Raw genomic sequence first — 22,844 nt, 5'->3', positions numbered from 1 at the left:
ATTAACGTACCTTCAGCGTCGCCAGGCCAATCAGCACCAGCATCAGCGAAATAATCCAGAAGCGCACGATAACGCGCGGTTCCGGCCAGCCTTTCAGTTCATAGTGGTGGTGAATCGGCGCCATACGGAAAATGCGCTGACCGCGCAGCTTGAACGAGCCGACCTGCAGGATAACCGACAGGGTTTCCACGACGAAAACGCCGCCCATAATCACCAGCAGGAACTCCTGGCGCAGCAGTACGGCGATAATGCCCAGCGCGCCGCCGAGCGCCAGTGAACCGACGTCGCCCATAAAGACCTGCGCCGGGTAGGTGTTGAACCACAGGAAGCCCAGACCTGCGCCGACAATCGCCGTACAGACGATAACCAGTTCCCCGGCGTGACGCAGATAAGGAATGTGCAGATAGTTGGCGAAGTTCATGTTCCCGGTGGCCCACGCCACCAGCGCAAAACCGGCGGCGACGAAGACGGTCGGCATAATCGCCAGGCCGTCGAGGCCGTCGGTCAGGTTGACCGCGTTGCCGGTACCAACGATAACGAAGTAAGCCAACAGGATGTAAAACAGTCCTAACTGCGGCATCACGTCTTTAAAGAACGGCACAACCAGTTCGGTCGCCGGGGTATCTTTCCCCGCCAGATACAGCGCGAACGCCACGCCCAGCGCAATCACCGACATCCAGAAATACTTCCAGCGGGCAATCAGACCCTTGGTGTCTTTGCGCACGACTTTACGATAATCATCAACAAACCCGATGATGCCGTAGCCGATTAATACCGTCAGTACGCACCAGACGTATGGATTTGACGGATAAGCCCACAGCAGGACGGAAACGGTAATCGCGGTAAGGATCATGATCCCGCCCATGGTTGGGGTACCGCGTTTGCTGAAGTGGGACTCCGGACCATCGTTACGAACGACCTGGCCGAAGGACAGTTTTTGCAGACGGGCGATCATGCGCGGGCCCATCCACAGAGAGATGAACAGCGCGGTCAGCAGGCTGACGATGGCGCGAAACGTCAAATAAGAAAAGACGTTAAAGCCGGAATAATATTTGACCAGATGTTCGGCCAGCCATACTAACATGTCGCAATCTCCTGTAATGCGCGTACTACCTCTTCCATAGCGGCACTACGTGAACCCTTCACTAAAATGGTCATGATTTTATGCTCTGCCAGCAGCTCGCGCAGGCGAGCTACCACGGCGGCTTTATCGTTAAAATGTTCGCCCACGCCGCTGGCGCTGCTGATATCCGCGCTCAGGGAACCGACGCTGAGGACGCAATCCAGCCCCGCCGCTTTCGCCGCTTCGCCAACTTCGCGATGACACGCCGCGCTTTCCGCACCGAGTTCAGCCATATCGCCGACCACCATCGCCCGGAAGCCCGGCATTTCCGCCAGCACCTGCACCGCGGCGGTCATCGAACCGACGTTGGCGTTGTAGGAGTCATCCAGCAGCAGCTGGTTTTCCGCCAGTTGGATCGGGAACAGACGTCCCGGCACCGCTTGCAGCTGCGCCAGCCCGGTTTTCACCGCGGCCAGATCGGCGCCTACCGCCATCGCCAGCGAAGTTGCCGCCAGCGCGTTAGCGATGTTATGGCGCCCCGGTAGCGGCAGCAGTACATCGACGTTGCCGAACGGGGTCTGCAGCGTAAATTCGGTGCCATGACTGGTGATATGTACGTTGGTCGCCGTGAAGTCGCTGTTCGCCGCGTTCGGCGAGAAGCGCCACACTTTGCGATCGCCAATCACGCTCTGCCAGTTCAGCCAGTCATTGTTGTCGGCATTCAAAATCGCGATGCCGTTTTGCGGCAGGCCGGTAAAGATTTCACCCTTGGCCTTCGCCACGCCCGCCAGCGAGCCGAAGCCTTCGAGGTGCGCGGCGGCGAGGTTGTTGACCAGCGCCGCTTCCGGACGCGTCAGGCTGACGGTCCAGGCGATTTCGCCCTGGTGGTTGGCGCCAAGTTCAATCACCGCATACTGGTGATCTTTGTTCAGACGCAGCAGCGTCATCGGTACCCCGATATCATTATTCAGGTTACCGGCGGTATACAGCGTATTACCGCACTGGCTGAGGATCGCCGCGGTCATCTCTTTGACCGAGGTCTTACCGGACGAACCAGTCAGCGCCACCACGCGGGTCGGCACCTGCTGACGCACCCAGGCCGCTAACTCGCCAAAAGCCAGACGGGTATCTTTCACTACCACCTGCGGTAAATCGCAGGCCAGTTGGCGGCTTACCAGCAGCGCGCCTGCGCCCGCCGCTTTCGCTTGTTCGGCAAAATCATGCGCGTCGAATCGCTCGCCCTTCAGCGCCACAAACAGGCAACCCGCCGTGACTTTGCGGGTATCGGACGTCACGTCATCGATAGCGATATCGCTACCCTGCAGTTCGCCGCGGGTGATCTCGGCGAGCTGGCTTAATGTAAAGCGAATCATGCTACCGCTCCCAGCAGACGCGCAACGGTAACGCGGTCGGAATAATCCAGACGGCGGTTACCGACGATCTGATAGTCTTCGTGGCCTTTGCCCGCGACCAGCACAACGTCGTTCGCTTTCGCCTGCATCACCGCGCTGGTCACCGCTTCCGCGCGGCCTTCCATCACCTTCACCTGCCCGGCATCAAGCATGCCGGCCAGAATGTCGTTGATAATCGCCCGCGGCTCTTCGGTACGCGGGTTATCGTCGGTAACAACCACGATATCGGCAAACTCTTCCGCGATAGCGCCCATCAGCGGGCGTTTGCCCTTGTCGCGGTCGCCGCCGCAGCCGAAGACGCACCACAGCTTGCCGCTACAGTGCAGACGCGCGGCCTGCAGCGCTTTTTCCAGCGCGTCAGGCGTATGGGCGTAATCGACCACCACGGTCGGTTTGCCCGGCGCGCTGAACACTTCCATGCGGCCGCACACAGGCTGTAAACGCGAAGAGGTTTTCAACAGGTCCGCCAGCGGATAACCCAGCGCCAGCAGCGTCGCCAGCGCCAGCAGCAGGTTGCTGACGTTAAAAGCGCCCATCAGGCGGCTTTCGATTTCGCCTTTGCCCCAGCTCGAGTCAAACTGAATGGTCGCGCCGCTGTCGTGATAGTTGACCGCGGTCGCCTTCAGCCAGCGGCCGTGGCAGTTCGGATTGATATGATCCTCCATCGACACCGCCACCGCATCCGGCAGTTTCGCCAGCCAGCGACGCCCCACTTCATCGTCAGCGTTGACGATGGCCTGGCCGCAATGGTGGGTGGAATAGAGCAGCCATTTTGCCGCTTCGTAATGTTCCATGTCGCCATGGTAGTCGAGGTGGTCACGGCTCAGGTTGGTAAACACCGAGGCAGCGAACTGCAGCGCCGCCACGCGGTGCTGAACCAGCCCGTGAGAAGAGACTTCCATCGCGCCGAAAGTCGCCCCCTGCCCTACCAGACCGGAAAGCACGTGCTGAACATCAACCGCAGAGCCGGTGGTGTTTTCGGTTGGCACCACTTTATCCAGCAGGCCGTTACCGACGGTACCCATCACCGCGCTGGTTTCGCCGAGCAGTTTCGCCCACTGCGCAAGCAGTTGAGTCGTGGTGGTCTTACCGTTAGTGCCGGTGACGCCCACCAGACGCATCTGCTGCGAAGGTTGTTGGTAAAAACGCCCGGCTAGCGCGGATAACCGCTCGTTCAGTTGGCTCAGGTAGATGACCGGCACGCCGTGCATCTCGCGAACTTCGCCGTCTGCGGCCTCGCCCTGCGCCTCAGCAATAATGGCAGCAACACCTTGCGCTATCGCCTGCGGGATATAACGACGCCCGTCCGCCTGATGACCCTGTACCGCGACAAAGAGGTCGCCGGACGCCGCCACGCGGCTGTCCAGCGTCATCTCTCGCAGAATTCGCTCCGGCGCATTTGGCACCCACGGAGCGAGAAGGTCGCGCAAATTACGATCTGCCACCTGTTCCCTCGCCTTGATTAATCACAAATTCACTTTTTTCGCCCGTTGCCAGCGCATCCGGTTCGATGTTCATGGTGCGCAATACGCCGCCCATGATGGCACCGAACACCGGCGCGGAAACGGCGCCACCGTAGTATTTACCTGCCTGCGGGTCGTTGATCACCACCACCAACGCGAAACGCGGGTGGCTGGCGGGCGCAACGCCTGCGGTGTAAGCAATATATTTGTTGATGTAGCGGCCATCCGGCCCCACTTTTTTCGCCGTACCGGTTTTAATCGCGATACGATAGCCTTTGATCGCTGCTTTCACGCCGCCGCCGCCGGGAAGCGCCACGCTTTCCATCATGTGAACGACGGTACGTACCAGTGAGTCCGGGAATACGCGCTCGCCCGGCACCGGTGGATCAACTTTGGTAATCGACAGCGGGCGATAGATGCCGTAGCTGCCAATCGTTGCGTAGACTCGCGCTAACTGTAACGGTGTTACCATTAGCCCGTAGCCGAAAGAAAAGGTGGCCCTCTCTATGTCAGACCACCGTTGTTTTTGAGGATATAAGCCACTGCGTTCTCCGACCAACCCCAAATTGGTCGCCTTTCCAAGCCCAAAACGTGAGTAAGTATCTACTAACGCTGAGGACGGCATCGCTAACGCCAGCTTAGAAACGCCGACGTTACTCGACTTCTGTAGCACCCCGGTCAGGGTCAATTCGCTGTAGCGCGCCACGTCTTTGATTTCGTGGCCGTTAATTCGATATGGAATGGTATTCAGCACGGTATTTTCATTGACGATGCCGCGCTGCAGCGCCGTCATCACCACCATCGGCTTCACCGTTGAACCCGGTTCAAATACGTCGGTGATGGCGCGGTTACGCATGGTATCTTTGGACGTACCCGCGAAATTATTTGGGTTGTACGACGGGCTGTTGGCCATCGCCAGCACTTCACCGGTGTTGACGTCGACCAAAACGGCAGTGCCTGATTCCGCTTTGTTGAACGCCACCGCATTATTCAGTTCACGATACACCAGCGCCTGTAGGCGCTCGTCGATGCTCAGCGCGAGGTTATGCGCCGCCTGGCTGTCGGTGGAAGAAATGTCTTCAATCACGCGGCCATAGCGGTCTTTACGCACGATACGCTCGCCCGGCTGGCCGGTTAGCCACTTATCGAAGCTTTTCTCAACCCCCTCGATCCCCTGGCTATCGACGTTGGTAAAGCCAATGAGGTGAGCGGTTACTTCGCCTGACGGATAATAACGGCGAGACTCCTCGCGCAGATGTATCCCCGGCAGCTTCAGTTTTTTGATGTAGTCGGCCATGTCAGGGTTCACCTGACGCGCCAGATAGATAAAACGCATCCGCGGGTTGCTGTTGATACGCGATGCCAGCAGGTCCAGCGGCATATTCAGCGCATCGGCTAACGCTTTCCAGCGGTTATCGAGCGTCACGCCGCCCGCATCATGCAGCTCTTTCGGGTCGGCCCAGATGGCTTTTACCGGCACGCTGACCGCCAGCGGGCGGCCGGAGCGGTCGGTAATCATGCCGCGCGCGGTTGACACTTCCTGCACACGCAGGGAACGCATATCTCCCTGACGCACCAGCATATCCGGACTCACCACCTGCAGCCACGCGACGCGGCCAAGCAGGAAGGCGAGAGCGATTAAAATACATCCGCACAGCAACGCAAAACGCCAACTGATAAAGTTGGCCTGTTCTTCCTGACGTTTTGCTTTTGGCGTTTTCGGCGCTGCTTTCATGCGTCGCAATAATCCTTATTTCTGTACCACTATATTTTCTTGTGATGGATCAACGTGTTGCATCTGCAACTTCTCTGTCGCGATCCGCTCAACCCGACTGTGATCGCCAAGGGCGTTCTCTTCGAGGATCAGGTTGCGCCATTCAATATCCAGAGCGTCACGCTCCAGAACTAATTGTTCACGCTGCGCGGTTAACAGACGGGTATGGTGCGCCGTCGTCACCACGGTCACTGCCGTTATGATGATGCAAATGAACAGGCAGAGTGGCAGCTTCCCAAACCGCAGAAGATCGTCCCCGATAACGCCAGGCAAGGCATGGCGCTCGTTGCTTCCTAACGATCCTTTAACTTTGCTTAAGGCTACTGTCACTCTGCCGATCATGCGTTCGTCCTCTCTGCGATACGCAGCACTGAACTACGGGCGCGTGGATTCTCTGCCACCTCTTCTTCGCCCGGCATCAACTTGCCTAGTGCTCGCAACTGACGGCCGCCCAGTTTCCTGAGCTGCTCTTCAGTCATCGGGATCCCCGCTGGAACCTGCGGACCGCGACTTTGTTCACGCATAAAGCGCTTCACAATACGGTCTTCCAGCGAATGGAAACTGATAATCGACAGCCGGCCGCCGGGGGCCAGCACGCCGAGCGAGCTTTTTAGCGCCTGCTCTATCTCCTCCAGTTCACTGTTCACCCAAATGCGCACCGCCTGGAAGGTACGGGTCGCGGGATGTTTGTGCTTATCTTTCACCGGCGTCGCCGCCGCGATAACTTCCGCCAGCTCTTTAGTACGGGTCATCGGCTCAATGCGGTTACGTTCAACGATCGCGCGCGCGATACGTTTGCCGAAACGCTCTTCGCCAAAGGTTTTGATGACCCAGGCGATGTCGGCTTCTTCGGCGGTCTGTAACCATTCGGCGGCGGACTGACCGCGAGTCGGATCCATGCGCATGTCCAGCGGACCATCGCGCATAAAGGAGAATCCGCGTTCCGCGTCGTCCAGCTGCGGTGAAGAAACGCCAAGATCGAGAAGAATACCGTCGATCTTGCCGGTAAGATTGCGCTCGGCGACGTAGTCAGCCAGCTGCGAGAAAGGACCATGTACGATGGAAAAGCGTGGGTCATCGATGGTTTGCGCAACGGCAATAGCCGTTGGGTCGCGATCGATTGCCAGCAGGCGCCCTTCCGCCCCCAGTTGGGAGAGGATCAGACGCGAGTGACCACCGCGGCCAAAGGTTCCATCAATGTAGATACCATTTGGACGAATATTCAGGCCGTTAACGGCTTCATCCAGAAGTACCGTAGTATGTTTAAAATTTTCCATCATTTTATAAAGACAAATCCTGCAGGCGCTCCGACAGTTCACCGGTAGCGGACTGCTCAGCGTCGATATCTTCCTTGACCCGTTGATACCAGGTCGTTTCATCCCACAGTTCAAATTTATTAAACTGTCCGACCAGCATCACTTCTTTTGTCAGCCCGGCATGTTGCCGCAGCACCGGCGCGATTAGCAATCGTCCGGCGCTATCCATCTGACATTCGCTGGCATGCCCCAAAAGCAGACGCTGTACGCGCCGTTCAACGGGATTCATGCTCGACAAACGCGACAATTTTTGCTCGATGATTTCCCATTCAGGCAAAGGATAAAGCAGCAGGCACGGGTGATGAATGTCAATGGTGCACACCATTTGACCAGAAGCATCCTCGATCAGCCCGTCGCGGTAGCGCGTCGGTACGGCCAAACGGCCTTTACTGTCGAGATTGACTAACGTTGCTCCACGGAACATGCCAGCCTCACCCCTTTTCGCCACTTTACCCCACAAATTCCCACCTAAAGGAGTTTACGGAGCGGAGGAAAAGCTTGTCAAGCCAGCACTAATGCCAACGGAGCGCAAAAACCCATTATTTACAGCCGATATTAGCCCTGATGAATAAATCACCAACAAACGAGGCAAATTAACGTTATGAATACGTGTAAGAAAATAACCAACAAACTCGTAACAGTTAAAAGCGACAAAATATCTTCAGCGGGAAAATATAAAGTGTCAGTTTGCGACGCGAGCGGCATTTTAGGCCATTCTGATGTCCGTTAACAGTGCCTGTTGTGGACGGAGAAGCACTTGTGCCGCGGCCTGACGCTCTCAACGGCGATGAAGGCAGGATAAAGCGATTGTTAATTCAGCAATTATTCCGATGAATGTAACAAAATAATACTAACAGATGGCATTGCGCATTTTCTTGCACCATTTGGATACAAAAAAATCTTTCTCAGGAATAAAACAAAATAAGGCGTAAAGAAGTTTAGGGATTTGTCTGAAAGCGAATAGATTTACGAATCTCTACGTAAATTGTATGGATTATCGCCAGATGCTAATCCATCTGGCGAATAACCTACGAAGAATCTTAACCTTTTTTCGCTAATGGATCAGCGGCGATTCAAACTTCCGCGATGATAAAGGTTACGACGAATACGGCTTAAGCCTGGTTTTGGCTTACGCGGTTCATCCAGGCTTGCCAGTACAATCTCTAAAACACGCTCGGCAACGTCGCGGTGACGCTGCGCAACTGCCAGCACCGGACACTGCAGGAAATCGAGCAGTTCGTTATCACCGAAGGTGGCGATGGCGAGTTCGGATGGCAGTTTGCCTTCACGGCGCAGCGTGACGTCCATCACGCCCTGCAGCAGCGGGAAAGAGGTGGTGAACAGCAGTTGCGGCATCGGATGCGTTTCCAGCCACTTTTCAAACAGCTGGGCCGCGGCTTCGCGTTCATAGCTGTTGGCATAGAGGAAGTTCACTTCCCGCGGGTCATCCTTCCACGCCGAACGGAACCCCTGCTCGCGCAGGAAGCTTACCGACAGCTCCGGCAGCGCTCCCAGATACAGCACATTGTCACCGGGGAATTTGCGCAGCTCGGCGGCGAGCATTTCAGCGTCGTCCTGGTCCGCGCCGACGACGCTGGTAAAGTGTTCACGATCGAGCGCGCGGTCGAGCGCGACAATCGGGAAAGGATCGTTCGCCCAGCGCTGATAGAATGGATGCTCCGGCGGCAGTGAAGTCGAAACGATAATGGCATCCACCTGGCGCTGCAGCAGATGCTCAATACAGCGCATTTCGTTATCCGGCTGATCTTCCGAGCAGGCGATCAGCAGCTGGTAGCCGCGCTGACGCGCCTGACGCTCCAGATAGTTCGCAATACGGGTATAACTGGTATTCTCGAGATCCGGGATCACCAGACCAATTGAACGCGTGCGTCCTGCGCGCAGGCCAGCAGCGACCGCATTCGGGTGGTAGTTATGCTCGCGCACCACCGCCATCACCTTCTCGACCGTTTTATCGCTGACGCGATACTGCTTCGCTTTGCCATTAATCACATAGCTCGCGGTGGTTCTTGAAACACCGGCCAGCCGGGCGATTTCATCCAGTTTCACAATTGCCCCTTGGGTAAGAAGTACAAAAAACAACCATTAAATAGATATACTCATTAGAGTATAGAGATCCATTTTTATAACATCTAAACGCAGAATAGTTAGCGCGGCAACCGCTTTCGTCCACAGTTCCTACGGAATTCGCAAAAAAATAACCCGACAGTTTGTGTCGGGCTATTTTTACGTCATTTTTTCAGCGTTTAGCGCATGATTTTATCGCCGCGCGACAGGCCGACCACTCCAGAGCGCGCCACTTCAACAATGCGCGCGACGTCGCGCAAGGAGGCCAGGAAGGCATCCAGCTTATCGCTGGTTCCGGCAAGCTGCACGGTATAGATAGAAGGCGTGACATCAATAATCTGCCCGCGAAATATCTCGGTGTTGCGTTTCACCTCTTCGCGGCCATAACCGCTGGCCTGCACTTTCACCAGCATGATTTCACGCTCGACATGGGAGCCCTGGCCCAGTTCGCTAACCCGCAGCACGTCCACCAGCTTATGTAATTGCTTTTCGATCTGCTCAATGGCTTTTTCGTCGCCCACCGTCTGGATGGTCATGCGGGACAACGTCGGATCGTCGGTTGGCGCTACCGTCAGGCTTTCAATATTGTAGCCGCGTTGGGAAAACAGGCCGATCACCCGGGATAATGCCCCCGATTCGTTCTCCAGTAATACAGATAATATCCGGCGCATAATCAGGTTCTCTCCGTTTTGCTCAACCACATTTCGTCCATGCCGCCGCCGCGGATCTGCATGGGGTAAACATGCTCGCTACCATCAACCGTAACATCAACGAACACCAGACGGTTATTACGCACCTGCTCCAGCGCTTCCGCCAGTTTAGCCTCAAGCTCTTGCGGCTCGCTGATGCGAATACCGACGTGGCCATAAGCCTCAGCGACGCGCACGAAGTCCGGCAGCGATTCCATATAGGACTGCGAATGGCGGCCGGAATAGAGCATATCCTGCCACTGCTTCACCATCCCGAGGTAACGGTTATTCAGGTTCAATACCAGTACCGGCAGTTCGTACTGCAGGGCGGTGGAAAGCTCCTGAATGTTCATCTGGATGCTGCCGTCCCCGGTCACGCAGATAACGGTTTCATGCGGTAGCGCCATCTTCACGCCCAGCGCCGCAGGCAGACCAAAGCCCATCGTGCCGAGGCCGCCGGAGTTAATCCAACGTCTTGGTTTATCAAATGGATAATAGAGCGCGGCGAACATCTGATGCTGGCCGACGTCAGAAGTCACGTAAGCGTCGCCGTTGGTCAGGCGCCAGATAGCCTCAATCACCGCCTGCGGTTTGATCTTGCCGCTTTGCGTGTCGTATTGCAGGCAATGGCGGGAACGCCACTGTTCGATCTGCTGCCACCAATCGCGGATCTCATCCAGCGGCTGCTGGCTCTCTTCCTGTTCAAGCAGATCAAACATCTGGTCAAGCACCTGACGCGCGTCGCCGACGATCGGCACATCCGCCGGGACGGTCTTGGAGATCGACGTAGGATCGATATCAATATGCAGCACCGTGGCGTTCGGGCAATACTTAGCCAAATTGTTGGTGGTGCGATCGTCAAAGCGTACGCCAACTGCAAAAATAACGTCAGAATGATGCATAGTCATGTTGGCTTCATAGGTACCGTGCATCCCCAACATCCCCAGCGCCTGCTGATGAGTCGCCGGAAAAGCGCCTAAACCCATTAATGAAGAGACCACCGGTAGCTTCAGCTTTTCGACCAACGTACGCAGCTGCGCTTCGCACTGCGAATTGATTGCACCGCCGCCAACGTACACGACCGGTTTTTTCGCCGCCACCAGCGTTTGCAGCGCGCGTTTAATTTGCCCTTTATGGCCGCTGGTCGTCGGGTTATAGGAACGCATGCTAACCGCATCCGGCCAAACGTAAGGCAGCTTCTTCGCCGGATTAAGAATATCCTTCGGCAAATCGACTACCACCGGCCCAGGACGGCCGCTGGCGGCCAGCCAGAACGCTTTCTTTAGAATACCTGGAATATCTTCAGTCTGTTTCACCAGGAAGCTGTGTTTGACCACCGGCCGCGAGATCCCCACCATATCGCACTCCTGGAAGGCATCGTAGCCAATCAGCGAGGTCGCGACCTGCCCGGAAAGAATGACCAGCGGAATAGAATCCATGTAAGCCGTTGCAATACCGGTAATAGCGTTTGTCGCTCCCGGGCCGGAGGTCACCAGCACCACCCCGACTTCGCCAGTCGCGCGCGCCAGCCCGTCGGCCATATGCACCGCCGCCTGCTCATGGCGCACCAGCACATGGTCAATGCCGCCGAGGGTATGTAATGCATCATAGATATCGAGGACTGCGCCTCCGGGATAGCCGAATACTTGCTTGACGCCCTGATCGACAAGCGATTGGACGACCATCTCGGCTCCTGACAACATCTCCATGGTTTGCCTCCAGGCTTATTGTTTTCACGACGGCGGAAGTCATTTTCCGCGCGCGTCGTATGATGCGCCGCCAGCGGCAGCGCATTGAGGTGAACGACTTGCTGTGCATTACCATAACTGCTCGCCAACAGGCAGGCAATTCGCCTGCCGGGGTCTGCAGCGGGTCTCAAAAGCAGAAAAGAAAGCATCTGGAGAAATATATGGAGGATTGCTTCATGAATAGCAAAATGAGACAGCCAATACTCGGGGAAAATGGCTTACGGCAGAAAATCATCCATTTTTCACCGTCGGGTTGCGAGAACCCGCGGTGATAAACAGAATAATATTCTGCTTTTTGGCTATTTATTCAGATAAGCTGGAGCTTTCGCTCCCCTTTGTAGATAACGGCAATTAGCGCTGGCAGATATTTGCCAGTAACTCTTCCATCCATTGATGGCCTTTATCGCGACCGGCCGCTTCGTGCCAGGAGAGGAAGCAGGTGCGGCTATTTACCTTCAGCGGCAGCGGTAATATCTGCAGGTCTAATTTATCCGCGAATTCATTGGCTAACCAGCGTGGCGCTATCGCCACCATGTGGGTTTGCGAAACTACATTTAATACACTGACCATGGCATTGCCCTGATAAGCAATACAGGATTGTTTATCTACGGAGTCATACCACGGCTGGCTAAATGACGCATAACGATCCAATGCGACGACCGCGTGCTCTTCCTGATAAATATCCGCTTCCGTTAACGGCCCGGAAATACGCGGATGTTTACGGTTGGCCACCAGAACCATTTCATCTTTGAATAAAGGTATGCAGGCGAACTCAGGACGACGAAACTCTTCATAGCCGATAACAAATTCAATTTCCTGATAACGCAGCTGATGTTCGGTGTTTTGATGTAGCGCTGATTTAAAGACCAGATGAATATTTGGCGCGATTTCACCAACTTTATTAAATATTAGCGAGGTTAAGTAATTATCCAATGGGCTACAAACGCAGAGGTTAAATACGCGTTCGCTACTCAGCGGTTCAAAACCGGAACCCGGCAGCTCATTTTGCACCAGTTGCAATGCCTGGCGTACCGAGCCAAACAGCTGATATGCCCGCGCCGTTGGCTGAATGCCGCGCCCATAGCGAACAAACAGTTCATCATTAAACATCACCTTAAGACGAGATACCGCGTTACTTACCGCCGGTTGGGACATGCCGAGAGTATGGGCCGCGCGGGTAATATTTTGTTCCTGCATCACCGCATCAAAGACGGTCAGCAGGTTGAGATCCACCATCCGCAGTTGTGGTTTAACGACTTCCTGTCCCGGGGCTGATTTATATTCAGTATTTTCAATTAACATATCTAACTCCACCGTCACGCTAAATTCCTTTTACCAAAGTGCAGTAATTAATTAAGACAATATCATTTATCATGCATATTAAATCTGCAAAAGGGTAAAGTTGAATTTTAGGAATATATCAAGGTTATGAGTAGCGACGAAAAACCTCACAGGACATCACCGGAACCCGCCTAAAACATATCATTTACTTGATGATATAAAGTGTACCCATAGATCACAGGAATAAACAACACCACTATTAGTTAATTGCAATTTAAGTATCAATTAACTATCTATTTTCCCTCTGCTATTAATTAACACTTTGTTATCCTTCCTCTCGCCTAAAACTCTCAAAACCAGCAAGGACAACACCACTAATCCCTTATGTTTCATTAAGATAAGCACATTCCTCCCTCCTGTCTTTATCGCCCCCCTTTATGATAAAAATTTTTTCTAATTGTTTTATTTTTCCAGAGGCAGATAAATGTCTCAAATAGGATCGTCGGCGAAACAAGGGATAATCCAGCACAATTAGCTAATTCACCAGGCTTGTGAAAAACAGTTTTTATCTTGCCTGGGGTTGACATCAAAACCGCTATCCAGTAACTCTAAAAGCATATCGATTTCAACTGGAGTATGACGCATGATTCGCACTACTCGCTTCACCAGCCTACTACTACTAAACGCATCCATTGTGCGCGGTAGGCTGTTGGGCGACGTTCAGCGTTAAGTCATCTTCCAGCAAGACACTAAACCCGCGCCATTGCGCGGGTTTTTTTATGCTCGAAGCAAGGCGCCAGGCAACAGATTAAGGATCTAAACCATGAGCCAGCAAGTCATTATTTTCGATACGACCTTACGTGATGGGGAACAAGCGTTACAGGCCAGCCTGAGCGTGAAAGAGAAGCTGCAAATAGCCATGGCCCTTGAACGTATGGGCGTCGATGTGATGGAAGTCGGTTTCCCGGTTTCTTCCCCAGGCGATTTTGAATCGGTGCAGACCATCGCTCGCACCATCAAAAATAGCCGCGTGTGCGCGCTGGCGCGCTGCGTTGAGAAAGATATCGACGTGGCGGCGGAATCCTTAAAAGTGGCGGAAGCATTCCGTATTCACACCTTCATCGCCACCTCACCGATGCACATCGCCACCAAGTTGCGCAGTACGCTGGATGAAGTCATCGAGCGCGCTATTTACATGGTGAAACGCGCGCGTAACTATACCGATGACGTCGAATTTTCCTGTGAAGACGCAGGCCGTACGCCGATCGACGATCTGGCTCGCGTTGTCGAAGCGGCTATCCGCGCTGGCGCCACGACCATTAATATCCCGGATACCGTCGGCTACACCATGCCGTTTGAATACGCCAACATCATCAGCGGCCTGTACGAACGCGTACCAAACATTGATAAAGCGATTATTTCAGTCCACACCCATGATGATTTAGGCATCGCCGTCGGCAACGCCCTCGCCGCCGTCCACGCTGGCGCGCGTCAGGTAGAAGGCGCGATGAACGGTATCGGCGAACGCGCCGGCAACTGCGCACTGGAAGAAGTGATCATGGCGATCAAAGTGCGCAAAGACATTATGAACGTGCACACCAACATCAATCACCACGAAATCTGGCGTACCAGCCAGACCGTCAGCCAAATCTGCAATATGCCGATCCCGGCTAACAAAGCTATCGTCGGTACCGGCGCCTTCGCCCACTCTTCCGGTATTCATCAGGATGGCGTGCTGAAGAACCGCGAAAACTACGAAATCATGACCCCGGAATCCATCGGCCTGAACCAGGTACAGCTGAACCTGACTTCACGCTCCGGCCGCGCGGCGGTGAAACACCGTATGGAAGAGATGGGCTACAAAGAGAGCGACTACAACCTGGATCATCTGTATGACGCCTTCCTGAAGCTGGCGGATAAAAAGGGCCAGGTCTTCGACTACGACCTGGAGGCGCTGGCCTTCATTAACAAACAGCAGGAAGAACCAGAGCATTTCCGTCTCGACTACTTCAGCGTCCAGTCTGGCTCCAGCGATATCGCTACCGCCTCTATCAAGCTGGCCTGCGGTGATGAAATCAAAACCGAAGCCGCCAATGGCAACGGCCCGGTTGACGCTATCTACCAGGCGATCAACCGCGTGACGGACTACAACATCGACTTAGTGAAGTATGGCTTAAGCGCCAAAGGCCACGGCAAAGATGCGCTGGGTCAGGTGGATATTGTCGTGGAATACAACGGTCGCCGCTTCCATGGCGTCGGTCTGGCGACCGATATCGTCGAATCGTCAGCAAAAGCGATGGTACACGTGCTGAACAATATCTGGCGCGCCGCCGAAGTCGAAAAAGAATTGCAACGCCAAGCTCAGAATAAAGAGAACAACAAGGAAACCGTGTAATGTCGAAGAATTATCATATTGCCGTTTTGCCGGGTGATGGAATTGGCCCGGAAGTGATGAACCAGGCGATGAAAGTACTGGAAGCCGTTCGTAACCGTTTTTCAATGCGTATCACCACCAGCCAGTACGACGTTGGCGGCATCGCCATCGACCGTCAGGGCATGCCGCTGCCGCAAGCCACCGTTGATGGCTGCGAGCAGGCTGACGCGATTCTGTTCGGATCCGTCGGCGGCCCGAAGTGGGAACATCTGCCGCCGGCCGAGCAGCCGGAGCGCGGCGCGCTGCTGCCGCTGCGTAAGCACTTCAAATTATTCAGCAACCTGCGCCCGGCTAAACTGTATCAGGGGCTGGAAGCGTTCTGCCCGCTGCGCGCCGATATCGCCGCCAACGGCTTCGACATTCTGTGCGTGCGCGAACTGACCGGCGGCATTTACTTCGGTCAGCCGAAAGGCCGTGAAGGCAGCGGCCAGCATGAAAAAGCCTTCGACACCGAGGTATACCACCGCTTTGAAATCGAGCGTATCGCGCGTATTGCCTTTGAATCGGCGCGCAAGCGTCGTCACAAAGTGACGTCAATCGATAAAGCCAACGTCCTGCAGTCTTCTATCCTGTGGCGCGAAATCGTCAACGAGATTGGCAAAGAGTATCCGGACGTCGAGCTGGCGCATATGTATATCGATAATGCCACTATGCAGCTCATCAAAGATCCGTCGCAGTTCGATGTCCTGCTGTGCTCCAACCTGTTTGGCGACATCCTGTCCGACGAGTGCGCGATGATCACCGGCTCTATGGGCATGTTGCCGTCCGCCAGCCTCAACGAGCAAGGTTTTGGCCTGTATGAACCGGCGGGCGGCTCGGCGCCGGACATCGCGGGCAAAAATATCGCCAACCCGATTGCGCAAATCCTGTCGCTGGCGCTGCTGCTGCGCTACAGCCTGGACGCGGGCGACGCGGCGAGCGCCATTGAACGCGCTATCAACCGCGCATTAGAAGAAGGCATTCGTACCGGCGACTTAGCGCGCGGTACGGCGGCTGTCAGTACAGATGAAATGGGCGATATCATTGCCCGCTATGTCGCGGAAGGGGTGTAATCATGGCGAAGACCTTATACGAAAAATTGTTTGATGCGCACGTGGTGTACGAAGCGCAGAACGAAACCCCACTGCTGTATATCGACCGCCATCTGGTGCACGAAGTCACCTCTCCGCAGGCGTTTGACGGGCTGCGCGCGCACGGTCGTCCGGTGCGTCAGCCGGGCAAAACGTTCGCCACCATGGATCACAACGTCTCAACGCAGACTAAAGATATCAACGCCTCCGGCGAAATGGCCCGTATTCAGATGCAGGAGCTGATTAAGAACTGCAAAGAGTTTGGCGTTGAGCTGTATGACTTAAATCACCCATTCCAGGGCATCGTACACGTCATGGGCCCGGAACAGGGCGTCACCCTGCCGGGGATGACCATCGTATGCGGCGATTCCCATACCGCCACTCACGGCGCATTCGGCGCGCTGGCATTCGGTATCGGCACCTCTGAAGTTGAACATGTACTGGCGACCCAGACCCTGAAACAGGGTCGCGCGAAGACGATGAAAATCGAAGTTCGTGGCAAAGCGGCGCCGGGCATTACCGCGAAAGACATCGTGCTGGCGATCATCGGCAAAACCGGTAGCGCCGGTGGTACCGGTCACGTGGTCGAATTCTGCGGCGAAGCCATTCGCGACCTGAGCATGGAAGGCCGTATGACTCTGTGCAATATGGCAATCGAAATGGGCGCCAAAGCGGGTCTGGTCGCGCCGGACGAGACCACCTTCAATTACGTGCAGGGCCGCCTGCACGCGCCGAAGGGCCAGGATTTCGCCGACGCGGTGGAATACTGGAAAACGCTGAAAACCGACGATGACGCCACCTTCGATACCGTGGTGACGCTGCAGGCAGAAGAGATTGCGCCGCAGGTCACCTGGGGTACCAATCCCGGCCAGGTCATCTCCGTCACCGATATTATCCCGGATCCGGCGTCGTTCAGCGATCCGGTCGAGCGCGCCAGCGCCGAAAAAGCGCTGGCCTATATGGGGCTGAAATCCGGCGTACCGTTGACCGAGGTCGCGATCGATAAAGTCTTTATCGGTTCCTGCACTAACTCGCGAATCGAAGATTTACGCGCGGCGGCGGAAATCGCCAAAGGGCGTAAAGTGGCGCCGGGCGTACAGGCGCTGGTGGTTCCCGGCTCCGGCCCGGTGAAAGCGCAGGCGGAAGCCGAAGGTCTGGATAAGATTTTCATCGACGCCGGTTTTGAGTGGCGCTTACCGGGCTGCTCCATGTGCCTGGCGATGAACAACGACCGCCTGAATCCCGGCGAACGTTGCGCCTCTACCAGCAACCGTAACTTTGAAGGCCGTCAAGGCCGCGGCGGACGCACTCATTTAGTCAGCCCGGCAATGGCCGCGGCGGCAGCGGTGACCGGCCATTTCGCCGATATTCGTAACTTGAAATAAGGAGACCATCATGGCAGAGAAATTTACCCAACATACTGGCCTGGTGGTTCCGCTGGATGCCGCAAACGTCGATACCGATGCGATCATTCCTAAGCAGTTCCTGCAGAAAGTAACGCGTACCGGCTTTGGCGCGCACCTGTTTAACGACTGGCGTTTTCTCGACGACCAGGGGCAGCAACCGAACCCTGAGTTCGTGCTGAACTTCCCGCAATATAAAGGGGCGTCTATCCTGCTGGCGCGTGAAAACTTCGGCTGCGGCTCCTCGCGCGAGCACGCGCCGTGGGCGTTGACCGATTACGGTTTCAAAGTGGTGATTGCGCCAAGCTTTGCCGATATCTTTTACGGCAACAGCTTCAATAACCAACTGCTGCCGGTGACGCTCAGCGATGAGCAGGTGGACGAGCTGTTCAAGCTGGTACAGGCGAACCCGGGCATCAGCTTTGAAGTAGACCTTGAAGCGCAGGTGGTTAAAGCCGGGGATAAAACCTACAGCTTTAAAATCGACGACTTCCGCCGCCACTGTATGCTCAACGGCCTGGATAGCATCGGCCTGACGCTGCAGCATGAAGAGGCGATTTCCGCCTACGAGCGCCAACAGCCCGCCTTTATGAACTAACCTTCAAGCCCGGCGAACAAGCCGGGCTTTCTCTTTGTGTTTCTCTCCGGCGCCTATTATTACGTATAATTTATAGATAAATTTATCCTTCCCGTACCTCATCGTGCATTTATACCGGCGTTGCCGGGCTATTTTTGTATAGATCCACAATGACAAGTAAATAATCAGCAGAAGTATTTAAAACAAACCGTCCAATATGTGAATTAACGGTTAACTCCATAGAAAACCCCTATAGCTCAGCACAAAAAAAAGCATTATTTTTCCCCTCCCCGGCTCGTTATCTTTCCTGACAGAGAAATATTAACTTTAGATACGTCACGTCGCCTGCTTCACAACGTGGGCCGCCTGCCGTTCTTGTGGAGAGCCTAAATGAGCCACTATCCTCATCTATTCAGCCCGCTAACTATCAACGGGATGACCATAAAAAATCGCATTATCATGCCGCCGATGGGTACCAATATGGCCACCCTCAACGGCGAAGTCTCGCAGGAACAGCTTGAATACTACGAACTGCGGGCGAAAGGCGGTACCGGGCTCATTACCGTGGAAAATATCTGCATCGATTTTCCCTTCGCCTCCAATGGTACAACGCAGTTACGTATCGATAACGATCAATATATTCCGCGTCTGTTTAAATTAACCGAAACCCTTCATAAACACGGCGCCTGCGTAGCGATTCAGCTAAATCACGCTGGCGCTTCGGCTTATGCTTATCGCCTGAATGGGCAGACGCCGCTTTCCGCTTCCAGCACGCCGTCGAAAAAGCACGGTAATATTCCGCGGCCAATGACCCATGAAGAAATTTATCACGCGGTAGACAAATTTGGCGACGCCGCGGAGCGCGTACGCCGCGCCGGTTTTGACTGTGTAGAAATTCATGGCGGCCACTCCTATTTAATTAGCCAGTTTTTATCGCCGCTATTTAATAAACGTACCGACGAATTCGGCGGTAGTATCGAAAACCGCACCCGCATATTAAGCCTGATTATCGATAAGGTTCGCGCCTGCGTCGGGCCGCGTTTCCCAATAAGTCTACGCATCAGCGCCGACGATTTCTTAAAGGGCGGCAACACGCTGGAAGATTCGCTGCGCATCCTCGAACTGTGTCAGGACAAAGTCGACATTATTAACGTCTCTGCCGCGCAGAACGATAACCTGAACCTGCAAATCGACCAGATGTCGCTGGAAGATGGCTGGAAGCGCTATCTCTCCCGCGCGGTACGCGACAAATTCCATAAGCCGACGGTGATCGCCGGCAACATTCGTTCGCCAAAAATCGCCGAAGATATCCTCGCGACCGGCGATGCCGATCTGATCGCCATTGGTCGTGGGTTGATTGCCGAGCCTGAATGGGTGCAGAAAGTACAAAGCGGCAATGAGCGTCTGATGCGCAAATGCATCTCCTGTAATATCGGCTGCGCGGATCACCGCATCGCCCGCTCTCGCCCGCTGCGCTGCTCGATCAACCCGGACATCATCCACGGCGACGCTTACAAACAGCAGCGTGTTTCGCGCGAAACCAACGTCGTGGTAATCGGCGCCGGCACGGCCGGAATGGAAGCCGCCTGTACCGCCGCGGAAGTCGGCTGCAACACCTGGCTGCTGGAAGAGAAAAGCCACGTCGGCGGCCTGGCCAGCACCATTGCGCTGCTGCCGGAGAAAAAGCGCATCGCCGATTTCCCGCAGTTTATGAAAAACCGCCTTTCCGGGCTAAGCAATCTGATGCTGCAGGTCGGTAAACGCGCCGACGTCGCTTCAGTCGCCGCGCTGCATCCACAGCTCATCGTTAACGCCACCGGCTCGGTTCCCCTACTGCCGCCGATCGACGGCCTGCGCGAGAACATTGACGCCAAGGGTGGCTGCCTGTTCTCAATAACCGGCATGATTGAACACCTTGACGCCTTTGCCGATGCCGCAGGTAAACGCATCGTGGTGGTTGGCGGCGGCGCCGTCGGCCTGGACGTCATCGAATACTTCTCCGCGCGCGGCGCCGAAACGGTGCTGATTGAAATGCAGGACGCGCCGGGACAGGACCTCGACATTATTACCAAAAACGCGATGTTGACCATGCTGGAAGAACACCAGGTGGAGCAACACATGCAGACCCGATTGACCGCTGTCGCTCCAAACCATTTCACCGTGAATACCGCCAGCGGCACGTTCGATATTCCCTTCGACTACGGCTTTGTGTGCCTGGGAATGCGCGCCAACCGCGCAGGTCTCGACGACATCGCCCAGTGGGCCGCCGCCAACAACGTAAAAATCATGAATATCGGCGACAGCCTGTCGGCCCGGCGAATTATTGACGGCGTGCGCGAAGGCCGCAACGTGCTGGAAATACTCGAAGACATGGGCGTACTCGGCAATCGCGAAGCGCAACAGATTCCATTTTTAACATATTGAGGATATTTATCATGGCAGAACGTCTTACCGGTCATACCGAGCTGATTGGCTTAATCGCTACCCCGATTAGACACAGCATGTCGCCGACCATGCACAACGAAGCCTTTGCGCATCTTGGTCTCGATTACGCCTACCTGGCGTTCGAAGTCGATAACCAGGAGCTAAAGGATGTCGTGCAGGGCTTCCGCGCGCTGAAACTGCGCGGTTACAACGTCTCAATGCCGAATAAAACCGAGATTTGTCAGTATCTCGACAAGCTTTCACCGGCGGCGCAGCTGGTCGGCGCGGTCAATACCGTCGTCAACGATAATGGCGTCCTGACCGGTCACATTACCGACGGCACCGGCTATATGCGCGCGCTGTCAGAAGCCGGTATCGATATCATCGGCAAAAAGATGACCATCCTCGGCGCGGGCGGCGCGGCTACCGCCATCAGCGTACAGGCCGCGCTCGACGGCGTGAAGGCCATCTCGATCTTCAACCGTAAAGACAAGTTCTTCGCCAATGCCGAGCAGACCGTCGCCAAGATCCGCGATAACACCGACTGCGAGATCCACCTTTTCGATCTCGACGATCATGACAAGCTGCGCGCCGAAATCGACAGCAGCGTGATCCTCACCAACGCCACCGGCGTCGGTATGAAACCATTCGAAGGCCAGATGCTGCTGCCAAACGACAGCTTCCTGCGCCCGGACCTGATTGTCTCCGACGTCGTCTATAACCCGCGTAAAACCCATCTGCTGGAAGTGGCGGAGAAAAAAGGCTGCCGCACCCTCAACGGCCTGGGAATGATGCTGTGGCAAGGCGCGCGCGCGTTCGAAATCTGGACGGGCAAAGAGATGCCGGTTGACTACGTCAAGAGCATTCTGTTCTAAGAGGCAAGAGATGAAAAACAAATACATCCCTACTGCGGCAGGGCTGTATCTCAACTACCTGATCCACGGCATGGGGGTGCTTTTAATCACCCTCAACATGGCCCATCTTCAGGAACAGTGGGGAACAGATGCTGCTGGCGTATCGATCGTTATCTCCTCATTAGGTATCGGTAAACTGGCGACGATCGTGACCGGTTTTTTGTCGGATCGCTTTGGTCGCAAGCCTTTTATTTATCTCGGGATCCTGAGTTATCTGATCTTCTTCGTCGGCATTCTGCTGACTAAAAATATTTATCTGGCCTACGTGTTTGGCATCATGGCTGGTCTGGCGAACAGCTTCCTCGACTCCGGAACCTATCCGGCGCTGATGGAGTCTTTCCCGCACTCCGCCAGCCGCGCTAATGTACTCATCAAAGCCTTCGTTTCCGCAGGGCAATTTCTGCTGCCGTTCATTATCAGCCTGCTGATATGGGCAAATCTGTGGTTTGGCTGGTCGTTCGTGATCGCGGCGGCTCTGTTTGTACTGAGCGCAATCTATCTGCTCAAGATGCCGTTCCCCGATAGCCAGGCGGCCAAAAAGGAAGAGGCTCCAGCGGCGCAGGCATCGGCTTCAGCTAAGCCGCAAGCCAACAAACTGGATATGGTTGTCTTTACCCTGTACGGCTATATCGGCATGGCAACTTTTTACCTGGTCAGTCAGTGGCTGGCGCAATATGGTCAGTTCGTGGTCGGTATGCCTTATGCATCGGCGATCAAGCTCCTGAGCATCTACACCGTCGGTTCGCTGGTCTGCGTCTTCGTGACCGCCGCTTTCGTCAAAGAGGTATTCAGCTCTGCGGTAGCGATGATCATCTATACCTGCCTGTCGATGGTCTCATTGCTGTTAGTGTGCCTGTTCCCCACCCCGCTGATGGTTACCGGTTTCGCCTTCGTCATCGGCTTTGCCGCTGCCGGCGGGGTATTGCAGCTGGGAGCGACCATCATGGCAATGAGCTTTCCGAATGGCAAAGGCAAGGCGACCGGGATCTTCTACACCGCAGGCAGTATCGCGAGCTTCACGATCCCGCTTATCACCGCCAGGCTTTCACAGATTAGTATTGCCAGCATTATGTGGTTTGATTTCCTGATCGCCGTTATCGGCTTTGTGATCGCCCTGTACATCGGCTATCGTCAACTTCAGGCGCGCGCGGCGCAAAGAGTGTCTCGCACCACCGTCACCGCCTGAGGTTC

General features: G+C 55.1%; 19 protein-coding genes. 8 read left to right on the top strand and 11 right to left on the bottom strand.

Annotated features, from left to right (window positions below):
* Nucleotide 1: 1 nt before the first annotated feature.
* The 11 genes from mraY to leuO form a co-directional block, all read right to left on the bottom strand.
* Nucleotides 2-1,084, bottom strand: coding sequence for a phospho-N-acetylmuramoyl-pentapeptide-transferase (gene mraY / locus ACSEMK_RS09975; RefSeq protein ID WP_004204335.1), 1,083 nt, complete (start codon nucleotides 1,082-1,084; stop codon nucleotides 2-4).
* Nucleotides 1,078-2,436: a UDP-N-acetylmuramoyl-tripeptide--D-alanyl-D-alanine ligase gene (murF, locus tag ACSEMK_RS09970; RefSeq protein WP_430914834.1), complete on the bottom strand. Its 1,359-nt coding sequence runs from the start codon at nucleotides 2,434-2,436 to the stop codon at nucleotides 1,078-1,080. Before murF ends, mraY begins: the two co-directional genes overlap by 7 nt.
* Nucleotides 2,433-3,920 carry a UDP-N-acetylmuramoyl-L-alanyl-D-glutamate--2,6-diaminopimelate ligase gene (murE, locus tag ACSEMK_RS09965; protein WP_213759617.1) on the bottom strand — a complete coding sequence of 496 codons (1,488 nt, stop codon included), beginning with the start codon at nucleotides 3,918-3,920 and terminating at the stop codon, nucleotides 2,433-2,435. The genes murF and murE overlap by 4 nt, the downstream gene beginning before the upstream one ends.
* Nucleotides 3,907-5,673, bottom strand: coding sequence for a peptidoglycan glycosyltransferase FtsI (locus tag ACSEMK_RS09960; RefSeq protein WP_430914833.1), 1,767 nt, complete (start codon nucleotides 5,671-5,673; stop codon nucleotides 3,907-3,909). Before ACSEMK_RS09960 ends, murE begins: the two co-directional genes overlap by 14 nt.
* Nucleotides 5,674-5,688: 15 nt before the next feature.
* A complete protein-coding gene (gene ftsL / locus ACSEMK_RS09955) occupies nucleotides 5,689-6,054 on the bottom strand; it encodes a cell division protein FtsL (protein ID WP_015704398.1) in 366 nt (121 codons plus the stop codon).
* Complete coding sequence (gene rsmH, locus ACSEMK_RS09950; protein WP_015368254.1) at nucleotides 6,051-6,992, bottom strand: 16S rRNA (cytosine(1402)-N(4))-methyltransferase RsmH; 942 nt, start codon at nucleotides 6,990-6,992, stop codon at nucleotides 6,051-6,053. Before rsmH ends, ftsL begins: the two co-directional genes overlap by 4 nt.
* A gap of 1 nt (nucleotide 6,993) precedes the next feature.
* Nucleotides 6,994-7,452 carry a division/cell wall cluster transcriptional repressor MraZ gene (mraZ, locus tag ACSEMK_RS09945; protein ID WP_015368255.1) on the bottom strand — a complete coding sequence of 153 codons (459 nt, stop codon included), beginning with the start codon at nucleotides 7,450-7,452 and terminating at the stop codon, nucleotides 6,994-6,996.
* A 638-nt stretch (nucleotides 7,453-8,090) separates the two neighbouring features.
* Entirely contained in the window at nucleotides 8,091-9,095 is a 1,005-nt protein-coding gene (gene cra, locus ACSEMK_RS09940) for a catabolite repressor/activator (protein ID WP_087860892.1), read from the bottom strand.
* Between the two features lie 197 nt (nucleotides 9,096-9,292).
* Nucleotides 9,293-9,784: an acetolactate synthase small subunit gene (ilvN, locus tag ACSEMK_RS09935; RefSeq protein WP_015368257.1), complete on the bottom strand. Its 492-nt coding sequence runs from the start codon at nucleotides 9,782-9,784 to the stop codon at nucleotides 9,293-9,295.
* Nucleotides 9,785-9,786: 2 nt separating this feature from the next.
* Complete coding sequence (gene ilvI, locus ACSEMK_RS09930; protein ID WP_087860893.1) at nucleotides 9,787-11,511, bottom strand: acetolactate synthase 3 large subunit; 1,725 nt, start codon at nucleotides 11,509-11,511, stop codon at nucleotides 9,787-9,789.
* 390 nt (nucleotides 11,512-11,901) lie between these two features.
* Complete coding sequence (leuO, locus tag ACSEMK_RS09925; RefSeq protein ID WP_015704394.1) at nucleotides 11,902-12,870, bottom strand: transcriptional regulator LeuO; 969 nt, start codon at nucleotides 12,868-12,870, stop codon at nucleotides 11,902-11,904.
* A gap of 604 nt (nucleotides 12,871-13,474) precedes the next feature.
* Here leuO and leuL point away from each other — a divergent pair.
* The 8 genes from leuL to ACSEMK_RS09885 all read left to right on the top strand — a co-directional run bounded on the left by leuL (nucleotide 13,475) and on the right by ACSEMK_RS09885 (nucleotide 22,839).
* Nucleotides 13,475-13,561, top strand: a complete 87-nt coding sequence (gene leuL / locus ACSEMK_RS09920; protein WP_020079614.1) for a leu operon leader peptide — start codon at nucleotides 13,475-13,477, stop codon at nucleotides 13,559-13,561.
* Between the two features lie 93 nt (nucleotides 13,562-13,654).
* Nucleotides 13,655-15,226: a 2-isopropylmalate synthase gene (gene leuA, locus ACSEMK_RS09915; RefSeq protein ID WP_087860894.1), complete on the top strand. Its 1,572-nt coding sequence runs from the start codon at nucleotides 13,655-13,657 to the stop codon at nucleotides 15,224-15,226.
* Nucleotides 15,226-16,317 (top strand): 3-isopropylmalate dehydrogenase, encoded by a 1,092-nt coding sequence (leuB, locus tag ACSEMK_RS09910; protein ID WP_015368262.1) that lies wholly within the window; start codon nucleotides 15,226-15,228, stop codon nucleotides 16,315-16,317. Before leuA ends, leuB begins: the two co-directional genes overlap by 1 nt.
* A 2-nt stretch (nucleotides 16,318-16,319) precedes the next feature.
* Nucleotides 16,320-17,720, top strand: coding sequence for a 3-isopropylmalate dehydratase large subunit (leuC, locus tag ACSEMK_RS09905; RefSeq protein ID WP_047065212.1), 1,401 nt, complete (start codon nucleotides 16,320-16,322; stop codon nucleotides 17,718-17,720).
* Between the two features lie 10 nt (nucleotides 17,721-17,730).
* Complete coding sequence (gene leuD / locus ACSEMK_RS09900) at nucleotides 17,731-18,336, top strand: 3-isopropylmalate dehydratase small subunit (protein WP_015704393.1); 606 nt, start codon at nucleotides 17,731-17,733, stop codon at nucleotides 18,334-18,336.
* Between the two features lie 369 nt (nucleotides 18,337-18,705).
* Nucleotides 18,706-20,739, top strand: coding sequence for an FAD-dependent oxidoreductase (locus ACSEMK_RS09895; RefSeq protein WP_430914830.1), 2,034 nt, complete (start codon nucleotides 18,706-18,708; stop codon nucleotides 20,737-20,739).
* 11 nt (nucleotides 20,740-20,750) lie between these two features.
* On the top strand, nucleotides 20,751-21,614 hold the full coding sequence (locus tag ACSEMK_RS09890) for a shikimate dehydrogenase (protein WP_045376448.1): 864 nt from the start codon (nucleotides 20,751-20,753) through the stop codon (nucleotides 21,612-21,614).
* Nucleotides 21,615-21,624: 10 nt separating this feature from the next.
* Entirely contained in the window at nucleotides 21,625-22,839 is a 1,215-nt protein-coding gene (locus ACSEMK_RS09885) for an MFS transporter (protein WP_430914829.1), read from the top strand.
* Nucleotides 22,840-22,844 lie beyond the last annotated feature (5 nt).

Origin of the sequence: Klebsiella sp. K-3 (assembly GCF_051207495.1) — a bacterium.
Lineage (GTDB): Bacteria > Pseudomonadota > Gammaproteobacteria > Enterobacterales > Enterobacteriaceae > Klebsiella > Klebsiella aerogenes.
This window is presented reverse-complemented; position numbering and strand designations above follow the sequence as displayed.